This window comes from Variovorax sp. GW460-12-1-14-LB1 (assembly GCF_059423605.1).
This window is the reverse complement of record NZ_JBWKYF010000002.1, coordinates 146,714-161,952: the sequence shown is the minus strand read 5'-3', so window position 1 is coordinate 161,952 and position 15,239 is coordinate 146,714. Positions and strand designations below refer to the sequence as shown.

The 15,239-nt window shown below is 68.8% G+C and carries 14 protein-coding genes; 10 read left to right on the top strand and 4 right to left on the bottom strand.

Going from position 1 to position 15,239, the window contains the following annotated elements; genetic code table 11:
- The first annotated feature begins 14 nt into the window (after window positions 1–14).
- From smc to def, 5 genes are all read left to right on the top strand, one after another.
- On the top strand, window positions 15–3,530 hold the full coding sequence (smc, locus tag AC07Y4_RS02050) for a chromosome segregation protein SMC (protein ID WP_487846912.1): 3,516 nt from the start codon (window positions 15–17) through the stop codon (window positions 3,528–3,530).
- A gap of 13 nt (window positions 3,531–3,543) precedes the next feature.
- Entirely contained in the window at window positions 3,544–4,650 is a 1,107-nt protein-coding gene (locus AC07Y4_RS02045) for a cell division protein ZipA C-terminal FtsZ-binding domain-containing protein (RefSeq protein WP_062471237.1), read from the top strand.
- Between the two features lie 26 nt (window positions 4,651–4,676).
- On the top strand, window positions 4,677–6,773 hold the full coding sequence (gene ligA / locus AC07Y4_RS02040) for an NAD-dependent DNA ligase LigA (protein WP_487846913.1): 2,097 nt from the start codon (window positions 4,677–4,679) through the stop codon (window positions 6,771–6,773).
- A gap of 119 nt (window positions 6,774–6,892) precedes the next feature.
- Complete coding sequence (locus AC07Y4_RS02035) at window positions 6,893–7,315, top strand: hypothetical protein (protein WP_487846914.1); 423 nt, start codon at window positions 6,893–6,895, stop codon at window positions 7,313–7,315.
- Between the two features lie 45 nt (window positions 7,316–7,360).
- Window positions 7,361–7,900, top strand: coding sequence for a peptide deformylase (def, locus tag AC07Y4_RS02030; RefSeq protein ID WP_070060694.1), 540 nt, complete (start codon window positions 7,361–7,363; stop codon window positions 7,898–7,900).
- A 20-nt stretch (window positions 7,901–7,920) separates the two neighbouring features.
- Here the strand turns inward: def and AC07Y4_RS02025 are convergent, their stop codons facing one another.
- Complete coding sequence (locus AC07Y4_RS02025; RefSeq protein ID WP_062471245.1) at window positions 7,921–8,310, bottom strand: DoxX family protein; 390 nt, start codon at window positions 8,308–8,310, stop codon at window positions 7,921–7,923.
- Between the two features lie 179 nt (window positions 8,311–8,489).
- Between AC07Y4_RS02025 and AC07Y4_RS02020 the strand changes: the two genes are divergently transcribed.
- Genes AC07Y4_RS02020 through AC07Y4_RS02010 form a run of 3 tightly spaced genes read left to right on the top strand, consistent with a single transcriptional unit; the run spans window position 8,490 to window position 11,583 of the window.
- Window positions 8,490–9,533: an amino acid ABC transporter substrate-binding protein gene (locus tag AC07Y4_RS02020; RefSeq protein WP_487846915.1), complete on the top strand. Its 1,044-nt coding sequence runs from the start codon at window positions 8,490–8,492 to the stop codon at window positions 9,531–9,533.
- Window positions 9,530–10,528: an amino acid ABC transporter permease gene (locus tag AC07Y4_RS02015; protein ID WP_487846916.1), complete on the top strand. Its 999-nt coding sequence runs from the start codon at window positions 9,530–9,532 to the stop codon at window positions 10,526–10,528. Before AC07Y4_RS02020 ends, AC07Y4_RS02015 begins: the two co-directional genes overlap by 4 nt.
- Window positions 10,525–11,583, top strand: coding sequence for an amino acid ABC transporter permease (locus tag AC07Y4_RS02010; protein ID WP_487846917.1), 1,059 nt, complete (start codon window positions 10,525–10,527; stop codon window positions 11,581–11,583). The genes AC07Y4_RS02015 and AC07Y4_RS02010 overlap by 4 nt, the downstream gene beginning before the upstream one ends.
- On the opposite strand, the gene AC07Y4_RS02005 is transcribed toward AC07Y4_RS02010, so the two are convergent.
- From AC07Y4_RS02005 to AC07Y4_RS01995, 3 genes are all read right to left on the bottom strand, one after another.
- Complete coding sequence (locus tag AC07Y4_RS02005; protein WP_487846918.1) at window positions 11,538–11,951, bottom strand: PPC domain-containing DNA-binding protein; 414 nt, start codon at window positions 11,949–11,951, stop codon at window positions 11,538–11,540. The two genes, AC07Y4_RS02010 and AC07Y4_RS02005, sit on opposite strands and share 46 nt — an antisense overlap.
- Window positions 11,952–11,967: 16 nt before the next feature.
- Entirely contained in the window at window positions 11,968–13,623 is a 1,656-nt protein-coding gene (gene pgm / locus AC07Y4_RS02000; protein ID WP_487846919.1) for a phosphoglucomutase (alpha-D-glucose-1,6-bisphosphate-dependent), read from the bottom strand.
- A 123-nt stretch (window positions 13,624–13,746) separates the two neighbouring features.
- The gene (locus AC07Y4_RS01995; protein WP_062471259.1) at window positions 13,747–13,989 is read right to left on the bottom strand and encodes a helix-turn-helix domain-containing protein; all 243 of its coding nucleotides are present in this window, start codon (window positions 13,987–13,989) and stop codon (window positions 13,747–13,749) included.
- Window positions 13,990–14,187: 198 nt separating this feature from the next.
- On the opposite strand from AC07Y4_RS01995, the gene AC07Y4_RS01990 reads away from it, so the two are divergent.
- A complete protein-coding gene (locus AC07Y4_RS01990) occupies window positions 14,188–14,820 on the top strand; it encodes a LuxR C-terminal-related transcriptional regulator (RefSeq protein WP_167395026.1) in 633 nt (210 codons plus the stop codon).
- A gap of 53 nt (window positions 14,821–14,873) precedes the next feature.
- Window positions 14,874–15,218, top strand: a complete 345-nt coding sequence (locus AC07Y4_RS01985; RefSeq protein ID WP_056580768.1) for a hypothetical protein — start codon at window positions 14,874–14,876, stop codon at window positions 15,216–15,218.
- Window positions 15,219–15,239 lie beyond the last annotated feature (21 nt).

Sequence of the window (15,239 nt, the reverse complement as noted above, 5' to 3'; positions counted from 1 at the left end):
CAGGGCGACAAGTCGTGCGTCTTAACTCCATCAAGCTCTCGGGCTTCAAGTCGTTCGCCGAACCCACCAACTTCCTGCTGCCGGGCCAACTGGTCGGGGTGGTGGGGCCGAACGGCTGCGGCAAGTCGAACATCATGGATGCCGTGCGCTGGGTGCTCGGCGAGTCGCGTGCGTCGGAACTGCGCGGCGAGTCGATGCAGGACGTGATCTTCAACGGCACGACCACCCGCAAGCAGGCCAGCCGTTCGAGCGTCGAACTGGTGTTCGACAACGCCGACCACCGCGCCGGCGGCCAGTGGAACCAGTTCACCGAAATCGCCGTGCGTCGCGTGCTCACGCGCGACGGCACCAGCAGCTACTACATCAACAACCAGCCGGTGCGCCGCCGCGACGTGCAGGACGTGTTCCTGGGCACCGGCCTGGGCCCGCGCGCCTACGCCATCATCGGCCAGGGCACGATCAGCCGGATCATCGAATCCAAGCCCGAAGAGCTGCGCCTGTTCCTCGAAGAAGCCGCCGGTGTCTCCAAGTACAAGGAGCGCCGCCGCGAGACTGAGAACCGCCTAGGCGATACGCGCGAGAACCTCACGCGCGTCGAAGACATCCTGCGCGAACTCAACGCCAACCTCGAGAAGCTCGAGAAGCAGGCCGAGGTGGCGGCGCGCTACAACGCGCTGCAGGGCGACGCCACGAAGAAGCAGCACCAGCTGTGGTTCCTCAAGCGCGGCGAAAGCGATGCCGACCAGGCCAAGATCAAGGCCGATTCGGAAAAGGCCATCAACGACCTCGAATCGCGCACGGCCGACCTGCGCCGCATCGAATCCGAGCTCGAAACCGTGCGCCAGGCCCACTACGGCGCCGGCGACCTGGTGAACCAGGCGCAGGGCAAGCTGTACGAAGCCAGCGCCGAAGTCGGCCGGCTCGAAGGCGAGATCCGCTTCGTGGTCGAAGGCCGCCAGCGCGTCGAACAGCGCCTGGTGCAGTTGCGCGAACAGATGGGCCAGTGGGGCCGTCGCCGCGAAGAGGCCGAGGCCGAGATCGAGACGCTGGCCGGTGCCGGCGTCGATGCCGAAGAGCAGGCCATCCTGCTGGCCGCGCAGCTCGAAGAGCACGACGCGCGCCTGCCTGACCTCGAAGAGGCCGTGCAGCGTGCGCAGAACGAAGCCAACACCCAGCGCGCGACGGTGTCGCAGGTGCAGCAGCAGATCCAGGTGCTGGCCGCCGACCAGCGCAACATCGAAGACCAGAGCCGCCAGCTCACGCTGCGCAGCGAACGCCTGCGCGCCGATCAGAACGCACTGGCCGCGCCCGACGAAGACCGGCTGACCGAGATGCAGGAGCAGCTGGCCGCGGCGCAGGAAACCGCCAGCGAATCCGACGCCCGCCTGCAGGAACTGCAGGAGGCCGTGCCACAGCTTGACGAAGACCGCCGCGCCAAGCAGCAGGCCGTCAACACCGAGGGTGCCCGCCATGCCGAGTTCTCGGCCCGCCTCGAAGCGCTGCGCGCGCTGCAGGAGAAGGTCAAGACCGACGGCAAGCTCGCCCCCTGGCTCGCCAAGCATGGCCTGGACGGCCTGCAGGGCCTGTGGAGCCGCATCCACATCGAACAGGGTTGGGAGAACGCGCTCGAATCCGCACTGCGCGAGCGCCTCGGCGCGCTCGAAGTCAGCCGGCTCGACATGGTGCGTGCCTTCGGCAACGACGCGCCGCCCGCCAAGCTGGCCTTCTACAGCCCGCCCGCCGCCGGCGTGCCGCAGGGTGCGGGCGCGCTGCCCAAGCTGTCGAGCCTGCTGCGCCTGAACGACGCCGGCCAGCAGGCGCTGCTGAACGACTGGCTGCACGGTTGCTACACGGCCGAGACTTTCGAAGAGGCGCTGGCCCAGCGCGCCACGCTGCAGCCCGGCGAAGTGATCTACGTGCGCAGCGGCCATGCCGTGTCGTCGCACAGCGTGAACTTCTACGCGCCCGATTCCGAGCAGGCCGGCCTCCTGGCCCGCCAGCAGGAAATGGAAAACCTCGAGCGCCAGCTCAAGGCCCAGACGCTCATCAACGAAGAGGCGCGCACCGCGCTGGTCCGTGCCGAAGCGGCCTACGGCGATGCCGCACAGCGCCTCGTCACGGCCCGCCGCGAAGCCGCCGAAACGCAGTCGCGCGCCCATGAGCTGCAGGTCGAGACGCTGCGCATGACGCAGCTCGCCGAACAGACCCGCGCACGCAGCCAGCAGCTGGCCGCCGACCTCGGCGAGGTTGATGCCCAGCTCGAAGAACTGCAGGAAAAGCGCATCGCCGCCGAAGGCCGCTTCGAAGAGCTCGACATGCAGCTGGCCGACAGCCAGGAGCGCCATGCGCAGCTCGACGAGCGCGTGATCGAGGCCGGTCGCGCGCTCACGGCCAGCCGCGAGCAGCACCGCAGCCTTGAACGGCAGGCGCAGGAAGCCACGTTCTCTCAGCGCACGCTCGAAGCGCGCCGCGGCGAACTGAACCGCAGCATCGAAACCGCTTCGCAGCAGACCGTGGCGCTGACCGACGAAGACGAGCGCGCCCGCGCCGAGCTGAGCCGCCTGTCGGATGCCGCCGCGCAAGCCGGCCTGCAGGACGCGCTGTCGCTCAAGCTGGAGCGCGAGACCGCCTTGGGCGCGGCCCGCAGCCAGTACGACGACCTCACGCTCAAACTGCGCGCCAGCGACGAGCGCCGGCTGCAGCTGGAGCGCGAACTCGATCCGCTGCGCCAGCGCATCACCGAGTTCCAGCTCAAGGAGCAGGCCGCGCGCCTGGGCGTCGAGCAGTACCAGCAGCTGCTGGACGACGCCGGTGCCGACCTCGAAGCGGTCGCGCAATCGATCGAGACCGAGAAGGTGCGCCTGACCGGCCTGCAAAGCGAAATCGACCGCCTGAACCGCGAGGTTGTCGCGCTCGGCGCCGTCAACCTCGCCGCGCTCGACGAACTCGCCATTGCGAGCGAGCGCAAGGTCTTCCTCGATGCGCAATCGGCCGACCTGAACGAAGCCATCGGCACGCTCGAAGACGCCATTCGCAAGATCGACGCCGAGACGCGCGACCTGCTCGGCGGCACCTTCAAGATCGTCAACGAGCACTTCAGCCGCATGTTCCCGGAGCTGTTCGGCGGCGGCAACGCCAAGCTGATGATGACGGGCGACGAAATCCTCGATTCCGGCGTGCAGGTCATGGCCCAGCCGCCCGGCAAGAAGAACCAGACCATCCACCTGCTCTCGGGCGGCGAGAAGGCGCTCACGGCCATTGCGCTCGTGTTCGCCATCTTCCAGCTGAACCCGGCGCCTTTCTGCCTGCTGGACGAAGTGGACGCGCCGCTGGACGACGCCAACACCGAACGCTATGCCAAACTCGTCTCCGCCATGAGCCGTGAAACCCAGTTCCTTTTCATCAGCCACAACAAGATCGCCATGGAAATGGCCGAACAGCTGATCGGCGTGACCATGCAGGAGCAGGGCGTGTCGCGCATCGTTGCGGTCGACATGGAGTCGGCGGTCTCGATGGTCGAAGCGGCATAAGGCAGGCGCGCGCATGAGCAATCTCACCCTCGCCCTGGCGATCCTCGGCGGCCTCGTTCTCGCGGCCGTCGTGGCCTACAACACCCTGATGTCGCGCCGCAATGCGCCGCGCCAGCCCGATGCGGTCGATGTCGCCCTGGCCGAAGCCGAGCGCGCGTTGGCCGGCGGCAGCGACGGCGGCGTGGAGCCGATGCTCCATGCCGACCCGAGCCAGGTGGCCGGCAGCGACCGCCACGAGCCGCTGTTCGACCCCGACCTGCCCGCGCCCAGCGGCGTGCCCGTGCCCACCGGCGAGCGCCGCGGCGGGCTCGATCCGCTGATCGATGTCATCGCGCCCATTTCGCTCGAAGGCCTGGCCTCGGGCGATGCCGCGCTCGCGTCCATGCCGTCGACGCGCCGCGCCGGCAGCAAGCCGGTGGCCATCGAAGGCCTGAACGACCTCACCAGCCAATGGGAGCCGCCGGCGCCCGGACAGCGCTACCGCGCGTTCCAGGTCGGCGTGCAGCTGGCCAACCGCACCGGGGCGCTCAACGAGATCGAGTACTCCGAATTCGTGGTCAAGGCGCAGGCTTTTGCCGATGCCGTGAACGGCGCGCCCGAGTTTCCCGAGATGCTCGACGAAGTGGCGCGCGCCCGCGAGCTCGACCAGTTCGCCAGCGCGCACGACGCACAGCTGGGCTTCGTGCTGCGCGCGCTGCACGCCGCCTGGAGCCCGGGCTACGTGCAGCAGAACGCCGCGCGGCTGGGCTTCGTGGCCGGGATCATTCCGGGCCGCATGGTGCTGCCGACCAGCGAGGCCGGCCTGCCGCCGATCCTCGGGCTCTCGTTCGACACCCAGGCGGCGCTGGCCGACGATCCGGCGCAATCGGCCATCCGCGAGCTCAGCCTGAGCCTCGATGTGCCGCAGGTCGATCGCGGCGAAGAGCCGTTCCGTCGCATGCGTGAAGCTGCTGCCACGCTCGCCCGCGAGATGGACGGCGTGGTGACCGACAGCGACGGCCAGTTGCTGCGTGACGAAACCATGGACGTGATCGGCACCGACCTCGAGCAGCTGTACGACACGCTCGACGCACGCGACCTCGCCGCGGGCTCGCCGCTGGCGCGACGCCTCTTCAGCTGATCCGTCTTTTTCCCGAGGGCCCCCCCATGACAACGCGCGACGAAGCGGCACGCGAAGCCGCCGCACTGAGCGAGCAGCTGCATCGCCACGCCCATCTGTACTACGTGCTTGACGCCCCTGAGCTGCCCGACGCCGAGTACGACAAGATGTTCCAGCGCCTGCAGGTGCTGGAGACCGAGTTTCCCGAACTGCGCACGCCCGATTCGCCGACGCAGCGCGTGGGCGGCACGGTGCTCGACAGCCTGGCCAAGGTGCGCCACCGGGTGCCGATGCTGTCGATCCGCACCGAGACCGACATCACGCCGACCGGCGCCAGCGCCTTCGATGCGCGCGTGCGCCGCGAACTAGGCTTGGCCGAAGACGCGCCGCAGATCGCCTACGTCTGCGAACTCAAGTTCGACGGGCTGGCCATGAGTCTGCGCTACGAGCACGGCGTGCTGGTGCAGGCCGCCACGCGCGGCGACGGCGAGGTGGGCGAGGACGTCACGCAGAACATCCGCACGGTGCGCGAGATTCCGCTCAAGCTCAAGGGTGCGGCGCCACCCGTGGTCGAGGTGCGCGGCGAGGTCTATATGAAGCGCGCCGATTTCGATGCCCTCAACGAGCGCCAGCGCCAGAAGATCGCCGCCGGGCAGAAGAACGAGAAGGTGTTCGTCAATCCGCGCAACGCGGCGGCCGGCGCGGTGCGCCAGCACGACCCGGCGATCGCGGCAGAGCGCCCGCTGAGCTTCTTTGCCTACGGCCTGGGCGAGGTTTCGCCCGCGACCGAAGGCGGCCCCGACATCGCGACCCAGTTCGACTGGCTGCAGCAGTTCCACGCCTGGGGCTTTCCGGTGGCCACGCAAACCGCGCGGGCGACCGGTGCTATTGAACTGATAGCGTTCCACGAAACCATCGGCCGCCAGCGCGATGCGCTGCCGTACGACATCGACGGCGTGGTCTACAAGGTCGACAGCCTGGAGCTGCAGCGCCAGCTGGGCTTTGTTTCGCGCGAACCGCGCTGGGCCGTGGCCCACAAGTACCCGGCGCAGGAGCAGCTGACCGAGGTGGTCGGCATCGAGATCCAGGTGGGCCGCACCGGCAAGCTCACGCCGGTCGCCAAGCTGGCGCCGGTGTTCGTCGGCGGCGTGACCGTGACCAACGCCACGTTGCACAACGAAGACGAAGCCCGCCGCAAGGACGTGCGCGTGGGCGACACGGTGATCGTGCGGCGCGCCGGCGACGTGATTCCCGAAGTGGTGGGCGTGGCGCCCGACAGCCTGGCCAAGCCGGACGACCAGCGCGGCGCGGTCTTCACCATGCCGCACAAGTGCCCCGTGTGCGATTCCGAGGCGGTGCGGGAGGAGGGCGAGGTCGACTACCGCTGCACCGGCGGCCTGTTCTGCGCGGCGCAGCGCAAGGAGGCCATCCTGCATTTCGCTGCGCGGCGCGCGGTCGACGTCGACGGGCTGGGCGACAAGCTGGTCGAACAGCTGGTCGATGCCAACCTGATCCGCACCTTGCCCGATCTGTACAAGCTCGGCTTCGTCACGCTGGCAGGCCTGGACCGCATGGCCGAGAAGTCGGCCCAGAACCTCGTCGATGCGCTCGAAGCCTCGAAGAAGACCACGCTGCCGCGCTTTTTGTTCGGCCTGGGCATCCGCCACGTCGGCGAGAGCACGGCGAAAGACCTCGCCAAGCATTTCGGCAAGCTCGACGCCATCATGGATGCGACCGAGGAGCAGCTGCTCGAGGTCAACGACGTCGGCCCGGTGGTGGCCCAGAGCCTGCGCACCTTCTTCGACCAGCCGCACAACCGCGAGGTGGTCGAGCAGCTGCGCGCCTGCGGCCTGACGTGGGAAGAGTTCGAGCCCGAAGCCCGCGCGCCCAAGCCTTTGGCGGGACTGACCTTCGTGATCACCGGCACCCTTCCTACGCTGGGCCGCGACGAAGCGAAGGATAAATTGGAGGCAGCCGGCGCCAAGGTGGCCGGCTCCGTCAGCAAGAAGACCCACTACCTCGTGGCCGGGGAAGAGGCTGGCAGCAAGCTGGACAAGGCGCGCGACCTCGGCGTCACGGTGATCGACGAGGCGCGTATGCTGGAGATCCTCGCCAGCGGTGTTCCGCCGGCGCCCGACGCCTGAGTCGCCCGGCGCCCGGGATCCAGGCCTTTACCGGCCGTTACGCGACTTCACACCAGCGCAGTCAACAGGGTCTACAAGCGGGCGTTGAACGATCACAGAAGGCCGACAAGGAGTCCCTCATGCAAAAAATTCGTGTTCTCGCTACCAGCCTCGCAATCGGCGGCATCGCGCTGCTGAGCGGCTGCGTGGCCGTTCCTGGCGATCCGTACTACTCCGGCGGCTATTCCGAACCGTACTACTCCGACCCGGGTCCCGTGGTGGTGCCGGCGCCGGTGTACATCCAGGGTGGCGGTTACTACGACAACCGTCGCCCGTACTACGACCGCCGTCCTTACTATGGCCGTCCCGGTTATCCCGCGGTGCGTCCCAGCTACCCAGCCGTGCGGCCGACCTATCCGGCCGGGCGTCCGCCGGGTTGGCAGCGTCCACCGGCTGTCTCGCCTGCGCATCCGGGTGTGTCGCCCAACTACCCGAGCAATGCGATGCGCCCACCGCCGGGCGTGCCGTGGCGTGACGCGCCGGCGTTGGCCGACAAGCCTTGAGCAAGCGCTCCAGCGAGGGCGCTGCGCGCTGGCCATAATCCCTCCATGGCCTTCCGCGAAATCCTGAAAATGGGCGACCCCCGGCTGCTGCGCACCGCGCAGCCGGTCGCCGCTTTCGACACCGACGAACTGCACCTGCTGGTGCGCGACATGTTCGAGACCATGCAGGCGGTCAATGGCGCCGGCCTTGCGGCGCCGCAGATCGGCGTCGACCTGCAACTGGTGATCTTCGGCACCGACACCGTCAATCCACGCTACCCCGACGCGCCGCCGGTGCCGCGCACCGTGCTGCTCAACCCCGTCATCACGCCGCTGGGCGATGAAGAGGAAGAGGGCTGGGAAGGCTGCCTGTCGGTGCCCGGCCTGCGCGGCGTGGTGCCGCGCTTCGCCCACATCCGCTACACGGGCTTCGACCTGTACGGCGACCCGATCGACCGCACCGCCGACGGCTTCCATGCGCGCGTGGTGCAGCACGAGGTCGATCACCTGTTCGGCAAGCTGTACCCGATGCGGGTGCGCGATTTCTCGCGCTTCGGCTACACCGAGGTCCTGTTCCCGGGCCTCGATGCGGCGGACGACGACTGATTCTCCAGTCGCCTCTTCGCTTACTTGTTGTTGAGCCCGAAGCGCCCGCCACCCGTGAGCGCGAGCGAGATCGCCGCGAACAGGAACATGCCCTGCAGTTCCAGCGCCCAGCCGCCTTGCCCGTTCAGCGCGCCGAGGTCCTTGCGGTGGGCCAGCCAGATCGCCACCACCATGTTGATGGCCACGACCAGCGCGGCGGGCCGCGTGAACAGGCCGACGATCAGCAGCACCGGCGCCAGGATCTCGCCCACGTAGACCAGGTAGGCCAGCACCGCGGGCACGCCGTGCGACGCGAGCATGCCGCCGATGCCGTCGACGCCCTTGCCGACTTTGGCAATGCCATGCAGCAGGATGAGGATGCCCAGCGCAACGCGCAGGATGAGCTTGCCGGTGTCGTCGGACTTGACCATGGTGTGATTCCTGTTCGGGAGTGATGAAAGGGCCGTATGGTAGTGAAACTGGCCGCGCCGCCAACCGATCGCCCGCGAGCGGATCGACATATGTATCCAACGCAGGGTTCTTTGTCGTCGGCCTGCATCGCCCCGTACACTGCCTTTTGCCTACTGTTGAGGAGCACACACCAATGATGATGAAGAAGACAAGCACCCGATTCCGCCCGGCACTGCTCGCCACCGCTTGCGTTCTCGCGCTGGCCGCCGCGGCCCCGGCCTTTGCCGGCAAGACGCTCGACGCGGTCAAGCAGCGCGGCAGCGTCAAGTGCGGCGTGACCAACGGCGTGGCCGGTTTCTCGGCCCCCGACACGCAGGGCAACTGGTCGGGCCTGGACGTCGACACCTGCCGCGCCATCGCCGCGGCCGTGCTGGGCGATCCCAAGAAGGTCGACTTCGTGCCGCTGAACTCGCAGCAGCGCTTCTCGGCCCTGCAGGCCGGCGAGATCGACATCCTCGCGCGCAACACCACCTGGACGCTCACGCGCGACGCCTCGCTGGGCTTCAACTTCACCACCATCACCTACTACGACGGCCAGGGCTTCCTGGTGCCCAAGAAGCTCAAGGTGACGAGCGCCAAGCAGCTGAAGAACGCCACCATCTGCACGCAGTCGGGCACCACCAACGAGAAGAACGTGTCGGACTACTTCCGCGCGCAGAACATCCCGGTGAAGACTGTTGTGTTCGAGAGCTTCGAAGCTTCGTTCAAGGCCTTCTTCTCGGGCCGCTGCCAAGCCTTCACCACCGACGCCTCGGCGCTGGCCGGCCTGCGCAACAAGGAAGCGCCGAACCCCGACGACTACCTGATCCTGCCCGAGCTGATCTCCAAGGAGCCTCTGGCGCCGCTGGTGCGCCGCGGCGACGACGAGTGGTTCGCCATCGCCAAGTGGGTGCCCAACGCGCTCATCGAGGCGGAGGAGTTCGGCGTCACGCAGGCCAATGCCGACCAACTCAAGGCCGGCAGCAAGGACCCGGCCCAGCAGCGCCTGCTCGGCGCCGGTGAAGACCTCGGCAAGCTGCTGGGCCTCGACAAGGACTGGTCGTACCGCGCCATCAAGGCGGTGGGCAACTACGGCGAGATGTTCGAGCGCAACGTCGGACCGAAGTCGGTGCTCAAGCTGCCGCGCGGCTCCAACAACCTCTGGAGCAAAGGCGGCCTGATCTACGCACCTCCTGTTCGATGAGTCGGCAGGCCTCGCGCCGCGGCGCCTGGCTGGCCTGGCTCGTGCAGGCCCTCCTGGTGCTGGCCGTCGTGGCCGGTGCCGTCTGGGTGGTGAACCATGCGCTCGAGGTGCTGCGTGCACGCGGCGTGCGTTCGGGCTTTGACTTTCTCACCGAGCCTGCGGGTTTTTCGATCAGCGAAGGCTGGCTCGACTTCGACGCCAGCCAGCCGTCATGGCGCGCCTTCCTCGCGGGCCTGATCAACACCGTGCGCGCGGCCGTGCCGGCCGCCATCTTCGCGGTGGTGCTGGGCACGCTGATCGGCATCGGCCGGCTCGCGCCGCACGTGCTGCTGCGCGGGATCTGCACCGCCTACGTGGAGCTGCTGCGCAACGTGCCGCTGCTGGTGCAGTTGCTGATGCTGGCGTTCGCGATGGCCAACCTGCTGCCCGACCCGACCGAGCCTGTGCACCTGTTGCCGGGCGTGTGGCTCAGCAAGGGCGGGCTCAGCGTGCCCTGGCCCGTGACAGGTGAGGGCGGCGGGTGGCCCACGCATTTCGAATGGCCCGAGCGCGGTGACTTCGGCGTGAGCGGTGGCGCCGCGCTGAGCCCGGAGTACGTGACCATCGTCGCCGGGCTGTCGCTGTACTCGGCGGCCTTCGTCGCCGAGATCGTGCGCGCGGGCATCCTCTCGGTGTCGCAGGGGCAGGTGCTGGCGGGGCAGGCGCTGGGCCTGTCGTCGGTGCAGCAGCTGCGCATCGTGATCCTGCCGCAGGCGCTGCGCGTGATCGTGCCCTCGCTCACCAACCAGCTGCTGAGCCTCACCAAGAACTCGTCGCTCGCCGTGGCCGTGGGCTATCCGGAGCTGGTGTCGGTGGCCAACACCACCATCGGCTCGAACGGGCGCGCCTTCGAGTGCATCGCGATCATCATGGTGGTGTACCTGCTGCTGTCGCTCGTGATCTCCTTCGGGATGAACCGCTACAACGCGCGCGTCGCGCTGCGAGGCTGGCGATGAGAAACGTCGCGCAAGGCCCCATCGCGTGGCGCAGCGAGCTGTGGGGTTCGCCGCTGCGCGCACTGGCCACGGTGCTGCTGCTGGGCCTGCTGGCCTGGGCCGGCTTCCACGCGTTCGAATGGGGCGTGGTGCATGCCGTGTTCCGCCCCGACGCCGACGCCTGCCGTGCGGTGCAGCACGGCGCCTGCTGGGGCGTGGTGGCCGAGAAGTGGCGGCCGATGCTGTTCGGTCGCTTTCCGTACGAAGAGCAATGGCGCCCGGCGGTCGCCGTCGTCGTGCTGTCCGCGGTGACGGTGCTCAGCGCCTGGCCGCGCAGCTGGCGCTGGTGGCTGGCGCCGTTGTGGGGCGTGGCGCTGCTGCTGTTCGTCGGGTTGATGCATGGCGGCGTGGCCGGGCTGAGCGTGGTGCCGACCAGCCGCTGGGGCGGCCTGCCGCTCACCATCGGGCTCGCGGTGGTCGGGCTGGCGCTGGCCTTTCCGCTGGCGCTGCTGCTCGCGATGGGGCGGCGCTCCGAATGGCCCGTGGTGCGTACGCTGAGCGCGAGCTACATCGAGCTGGTGCGCGGCGTGCCGCTGATCTCGGTGCTGTTCATGGCCTCGTTCCTGCTGCCGCTGCTGTGGCCAGCGGGCTGGCAGCCCGACGTGCTGGTGCGCGTGCTCATGGGCCTCACGCTGTTCGTCGCGGCCTACTTGGCGGAGATCATCCGCGGCGGCCTGCAGGCCGTGCCGCGCGGGCAGACCGAAGTGGCGATGGCGCTGGGCTTTGGCCGCTGGCCGGTGCAGCGCGACATCGTGTTGCCGCAGGCGCTGCGCCTCGTCGTGCCCGCGCTGACCAACAGCGTGGTCGGCACGCTGAAGGACACCTCGCTGGTCACCGTGGTCGGCCTGTTCGAGCTGACCGGCGCACTCGGGCTGGCGCTGGGTGGCGATCCGGTCTGGCGACCGTTCTACCTCGAGGGCTACCTGTTCGTGGCCGCCGTCTACTGGCTGCTGTGCTTCGGGCTGTCGCGCTACAGCGTCTGGCTCGAGCGGCGCCTGGGCGCCAGCTCGGCGTAGCCGGTCTGCGCATCGGGCTCGCGCGAGAAGCGCCACTCGGGCAGCACCGCGACGAGGATCTCGGCCGTGGTGCGCACCACGCAGCCCGGCGCGGCATGGCCGCCCGACACCCGGCCGTCGCCGTCCGACACGCTGAGATGCAGGTGCGAGCCGTCGGGCGACAGCGTGCCGGCGAGCGTGAGGATTTCAAGGTCGCCTTCGATCCGCGTCGCCGACTCGGCACCCGCGAAACGGATGCTCGCGCCGCACAGGCTGCCGATGCCCGAGACCACGAACGCCGCGTCGCCGATGCCGGCTTGCTTCAGCACGGCGTCGAGCGCCGCGCGCAGGTCGTCACCCGGTTGCAGCCGCAGCACGAGCGTGTCCATGCGCGTGCGCCTCGCGTCAGTTCGCCGACAGCGCCTTGTCGACCACCTGCTGCGCCTCGCCGAGGATGCGTGCAAGGTGCTCGTCGCCGAGGAAGCTCTCACCGTAGATCTTGTAGATGTTCTCCGTGCCCGACGGCCGTGCGGCGAACCAGCCGTTCTCGGTGACGACCTTCACGCCGCCGATGGCCGCGCCGTTGCCCGGGGCGTGGCTCAGCACGTTCTCGATCTTCTCGCCGGCCAGTGTGGTCGAGGTGATCTGCTGCGGCGACAGCGCGGACAGGCGCTTCTTCTGCTCGGGCGTGGCGGGCGCGTCCACGCGGTCGGACACCGGGTGCCCCAGCGCCTGCGTCAGCTCGGTGAAGCGCTCGCCGGGGTCGCGACCCGTGCGTGCGGCGATTTCGGCCGAGAGCAGGGCGGGCACGATGCCGTCCTTGTCGGTGGTCCAGGCGCTGCCGTCGTGGCGCAGGAAGGTGGCGCCCGCGCTTTCCTCGCCGCCGAAGCCCAGCGAGCCGTCGACCAGCCCGTCGACGAACCACTTGAAGCCCACCGGCACTTCGTACAGCGGGCGGCCCAGCCGCGTCGCCACGCGGTCGATCATGCGGCTGCTGACCACGGTCTTGCCGACGGCCGCCTGCGCTGGCCAGTGCGGGCGGTGCGTGAAGAGGTAGTCGACCATCACCGCGAGGTAGTTGTTCGGCTGCATCAGGCCCGCGCTGCGCGTGACCACGCCGTGGCGGTCGTGGTCGGTGTCACAGGCGAAGGCGATGCCGAAGCGGTCTTTCAGCGCGACCAACCCGTGCATCGCGTCGGGCGACGACGGGTCCATGCGGATGCGGCCGTCCCAGTCGAGCGACATGAAGCGGAAGGTCGGGTCGACCGCCTGGCTCAGCACGTTCAGGCGCTGGAGTTTGTAGCGCGCAGCAATGGCGGGCCAGTAGTGCACGCCGGCACCGCCCAGCGGGTCGACGCCCAGGTCGATGGTGCCGCCGCGGATCGCGTCCATGTCGAGCACCTGGGCCAGGTCTTCGACATAGGTGTTCAGGTAGTCGTGGCGGTGCGTGGTGGACGCCTTCAGCGCCTGCGCGAGCGGCATGCGTTTCACGCCGTCGAGCTTGTTCGCCAGCATCTTGTTGGCGGCGGCTTCGACAGCGGAGGTGATGTCGGTGCCCGCGGGGCCGCCGTTGGGCGGGTTGTACTTGAAGCCGCCGCTTTCGGGCGGGTTGTGCGAGGGCGTGATGACGATGCCGTCGGCCAGGCCGCTGGTGCGTCCGCGGTTGTAGACCAGGATGGCGTGCGACACGGCCGGCGTGGGCGTGTACTCGTCGTCCTTGGACAGCATCAGTTCGACGCCGTTGGCCGCCAGCACCTCGACCGCGCTGGCGAAGGCGGGCGTGGACAGCGCGTGCGTGTCGATGCCCAGGAACAGCGGGCCGTCGATGCCTTGCTGCTTGCGGTAGTCGCAGATGGCCTGGCTGATGGCCAGCACATGCCATTCGTTGAAGGCGTCGTCGAACGAGGAGCCGCGATGCCCCGAGGTGCCGAAGGCCACGCGCTGGCTGGGCACGGCCGGGTCGGGGCGACCGGTGTAGTAGGCCGAGACGAGGCGCGGCACGTCCACCAGCAGATCAGACGGGGCCGGCTGGCCCGCGAGGGGATGGGAAGAGGTGCTCATGTCGAAAGCGGGTGATGAAAGGGAGCGCGCCAGCGGTGCCGTGCGCGGCCTTTCAGCATACGCCATGGGCGGGACCGGCTTGCCGCCTGCGCGCCCGTTCACAGAGGTCCGCTTACAACCCTTTCAATGTGAGCGCCGCGTGCGGACCCGCTCCGGGCCGTCGCCCGTGGCCAGCCACCGGGCTGGCACCTCGAAGTACGCGGCGATCGCATGCAGGTGCAGGGTGCCTGCGCAGCTGTGGCGGTCGGTGAGCCAGCGGATCACGGTGGGGGCGCTGACGCCGCACTGTCGGGCGAGCTCGGATTTCCATTGAGGCTGCGATCCGGCGACGAGCGAGATCAGGCGGTCTTGAAAGCTGGCGTTCATGGTCGGCCCTCTTTGGCGACAACAGCGGTCGGCTCTGAATTTCCTCGAAACGCGCCAGGCACCCAACCCCTCCTTCGCAGGGGCTGGTAGTTTTTTGCGTGGAGGGTGATCTAGTTCCGACGCACGGCGGCTGCACCCGTGTGCGCCAGCGTCAGAATGAGGGTGCATATCGGCCAGAAAGGCCGAAGGGGGTGTGCCATGAAAGTGATGACGCTGGACGACCACGCGTTGTTTCGCGCGGGCCTGCGCATGCTGCTGGAGAGCATGGAACGCAGTGCCGAAATCTTCGAAGCCGCCACGGTCGACGAGGCCTGCGCCCTGGCGCTGCGCCATCCCGACCTGGCGATCTGCCTGCTCGATCTCGAACTGCGCGGCGAGTACGGCCTGGATGCGCTGGTGCGCCTGAAGGCGGCCGCGCCCGACATCGCGGCCGTGGTGGTGTCGGCCTCGACCGATGTCGACATCATCCGCGGTTGCCTGGAGGCGGGCGCCATGAGCTTCGTGCCCAAGAGCATGCCGGCCGACTTCCTGAAACGGGCCTTCGAGACCGTGCTGGCGGGGGAGGTCTACCTGCCGCAGGAAATCCTGCACCTGGGGTCGAAGAGCACCGCCAGGCCGACGCTCAGCCCGCGCCAGGCAGATACCTTGCACGGCCTGGCGCGCGGGCTGCCGACCAAGTCGATCGCGCGCGAGCTCGGCCTGTCCGAGCACACGGTGAAGGAGTACATCGGCACCTTGTTCCAGGCACTGGGTGTGCACAATCGCACCGAGGCCGTGATCACGGGCATCCGCCTGGGGCTGTTGTCGCCGCTGCAGCGCAAGGGGTCATGAGCGGGCCACCGCGGGCGGCTAAGCTTCAGGCTGGTTTCAAGGAGCAAGACAAGATGCGCATGACGTTTGGCCGGCACGGGTTTCTTCTGACGGCTGCGGCCCTGGCTGCGGTGCTCGCGGGCTGCGAGGCCCCGCCCAAGGACCGGCCGCTCACCTCCGAAGTGCCGGCGCCGCCGAGCTTCGCGCCCCCGCCCGAAAGCTGCCAGGCCCCGGAAGTGCGCTTTGCTTTGGGCATGCAGGCGACCCGTCCGTTGCTGGAAGAAATGCGCCAGCGCGCCGGCGCGAAAACCGCCCGCACCGTGCCGGCCACGGCACCGGCCGACCCGGCACAGGACGCGACGCGCCTGAATGCGCAGGTCGATCCCACGGGTCGCATCCTCGGCGCGTACTGCGGCTGAGCTGCACACGCCAAGTCCGCG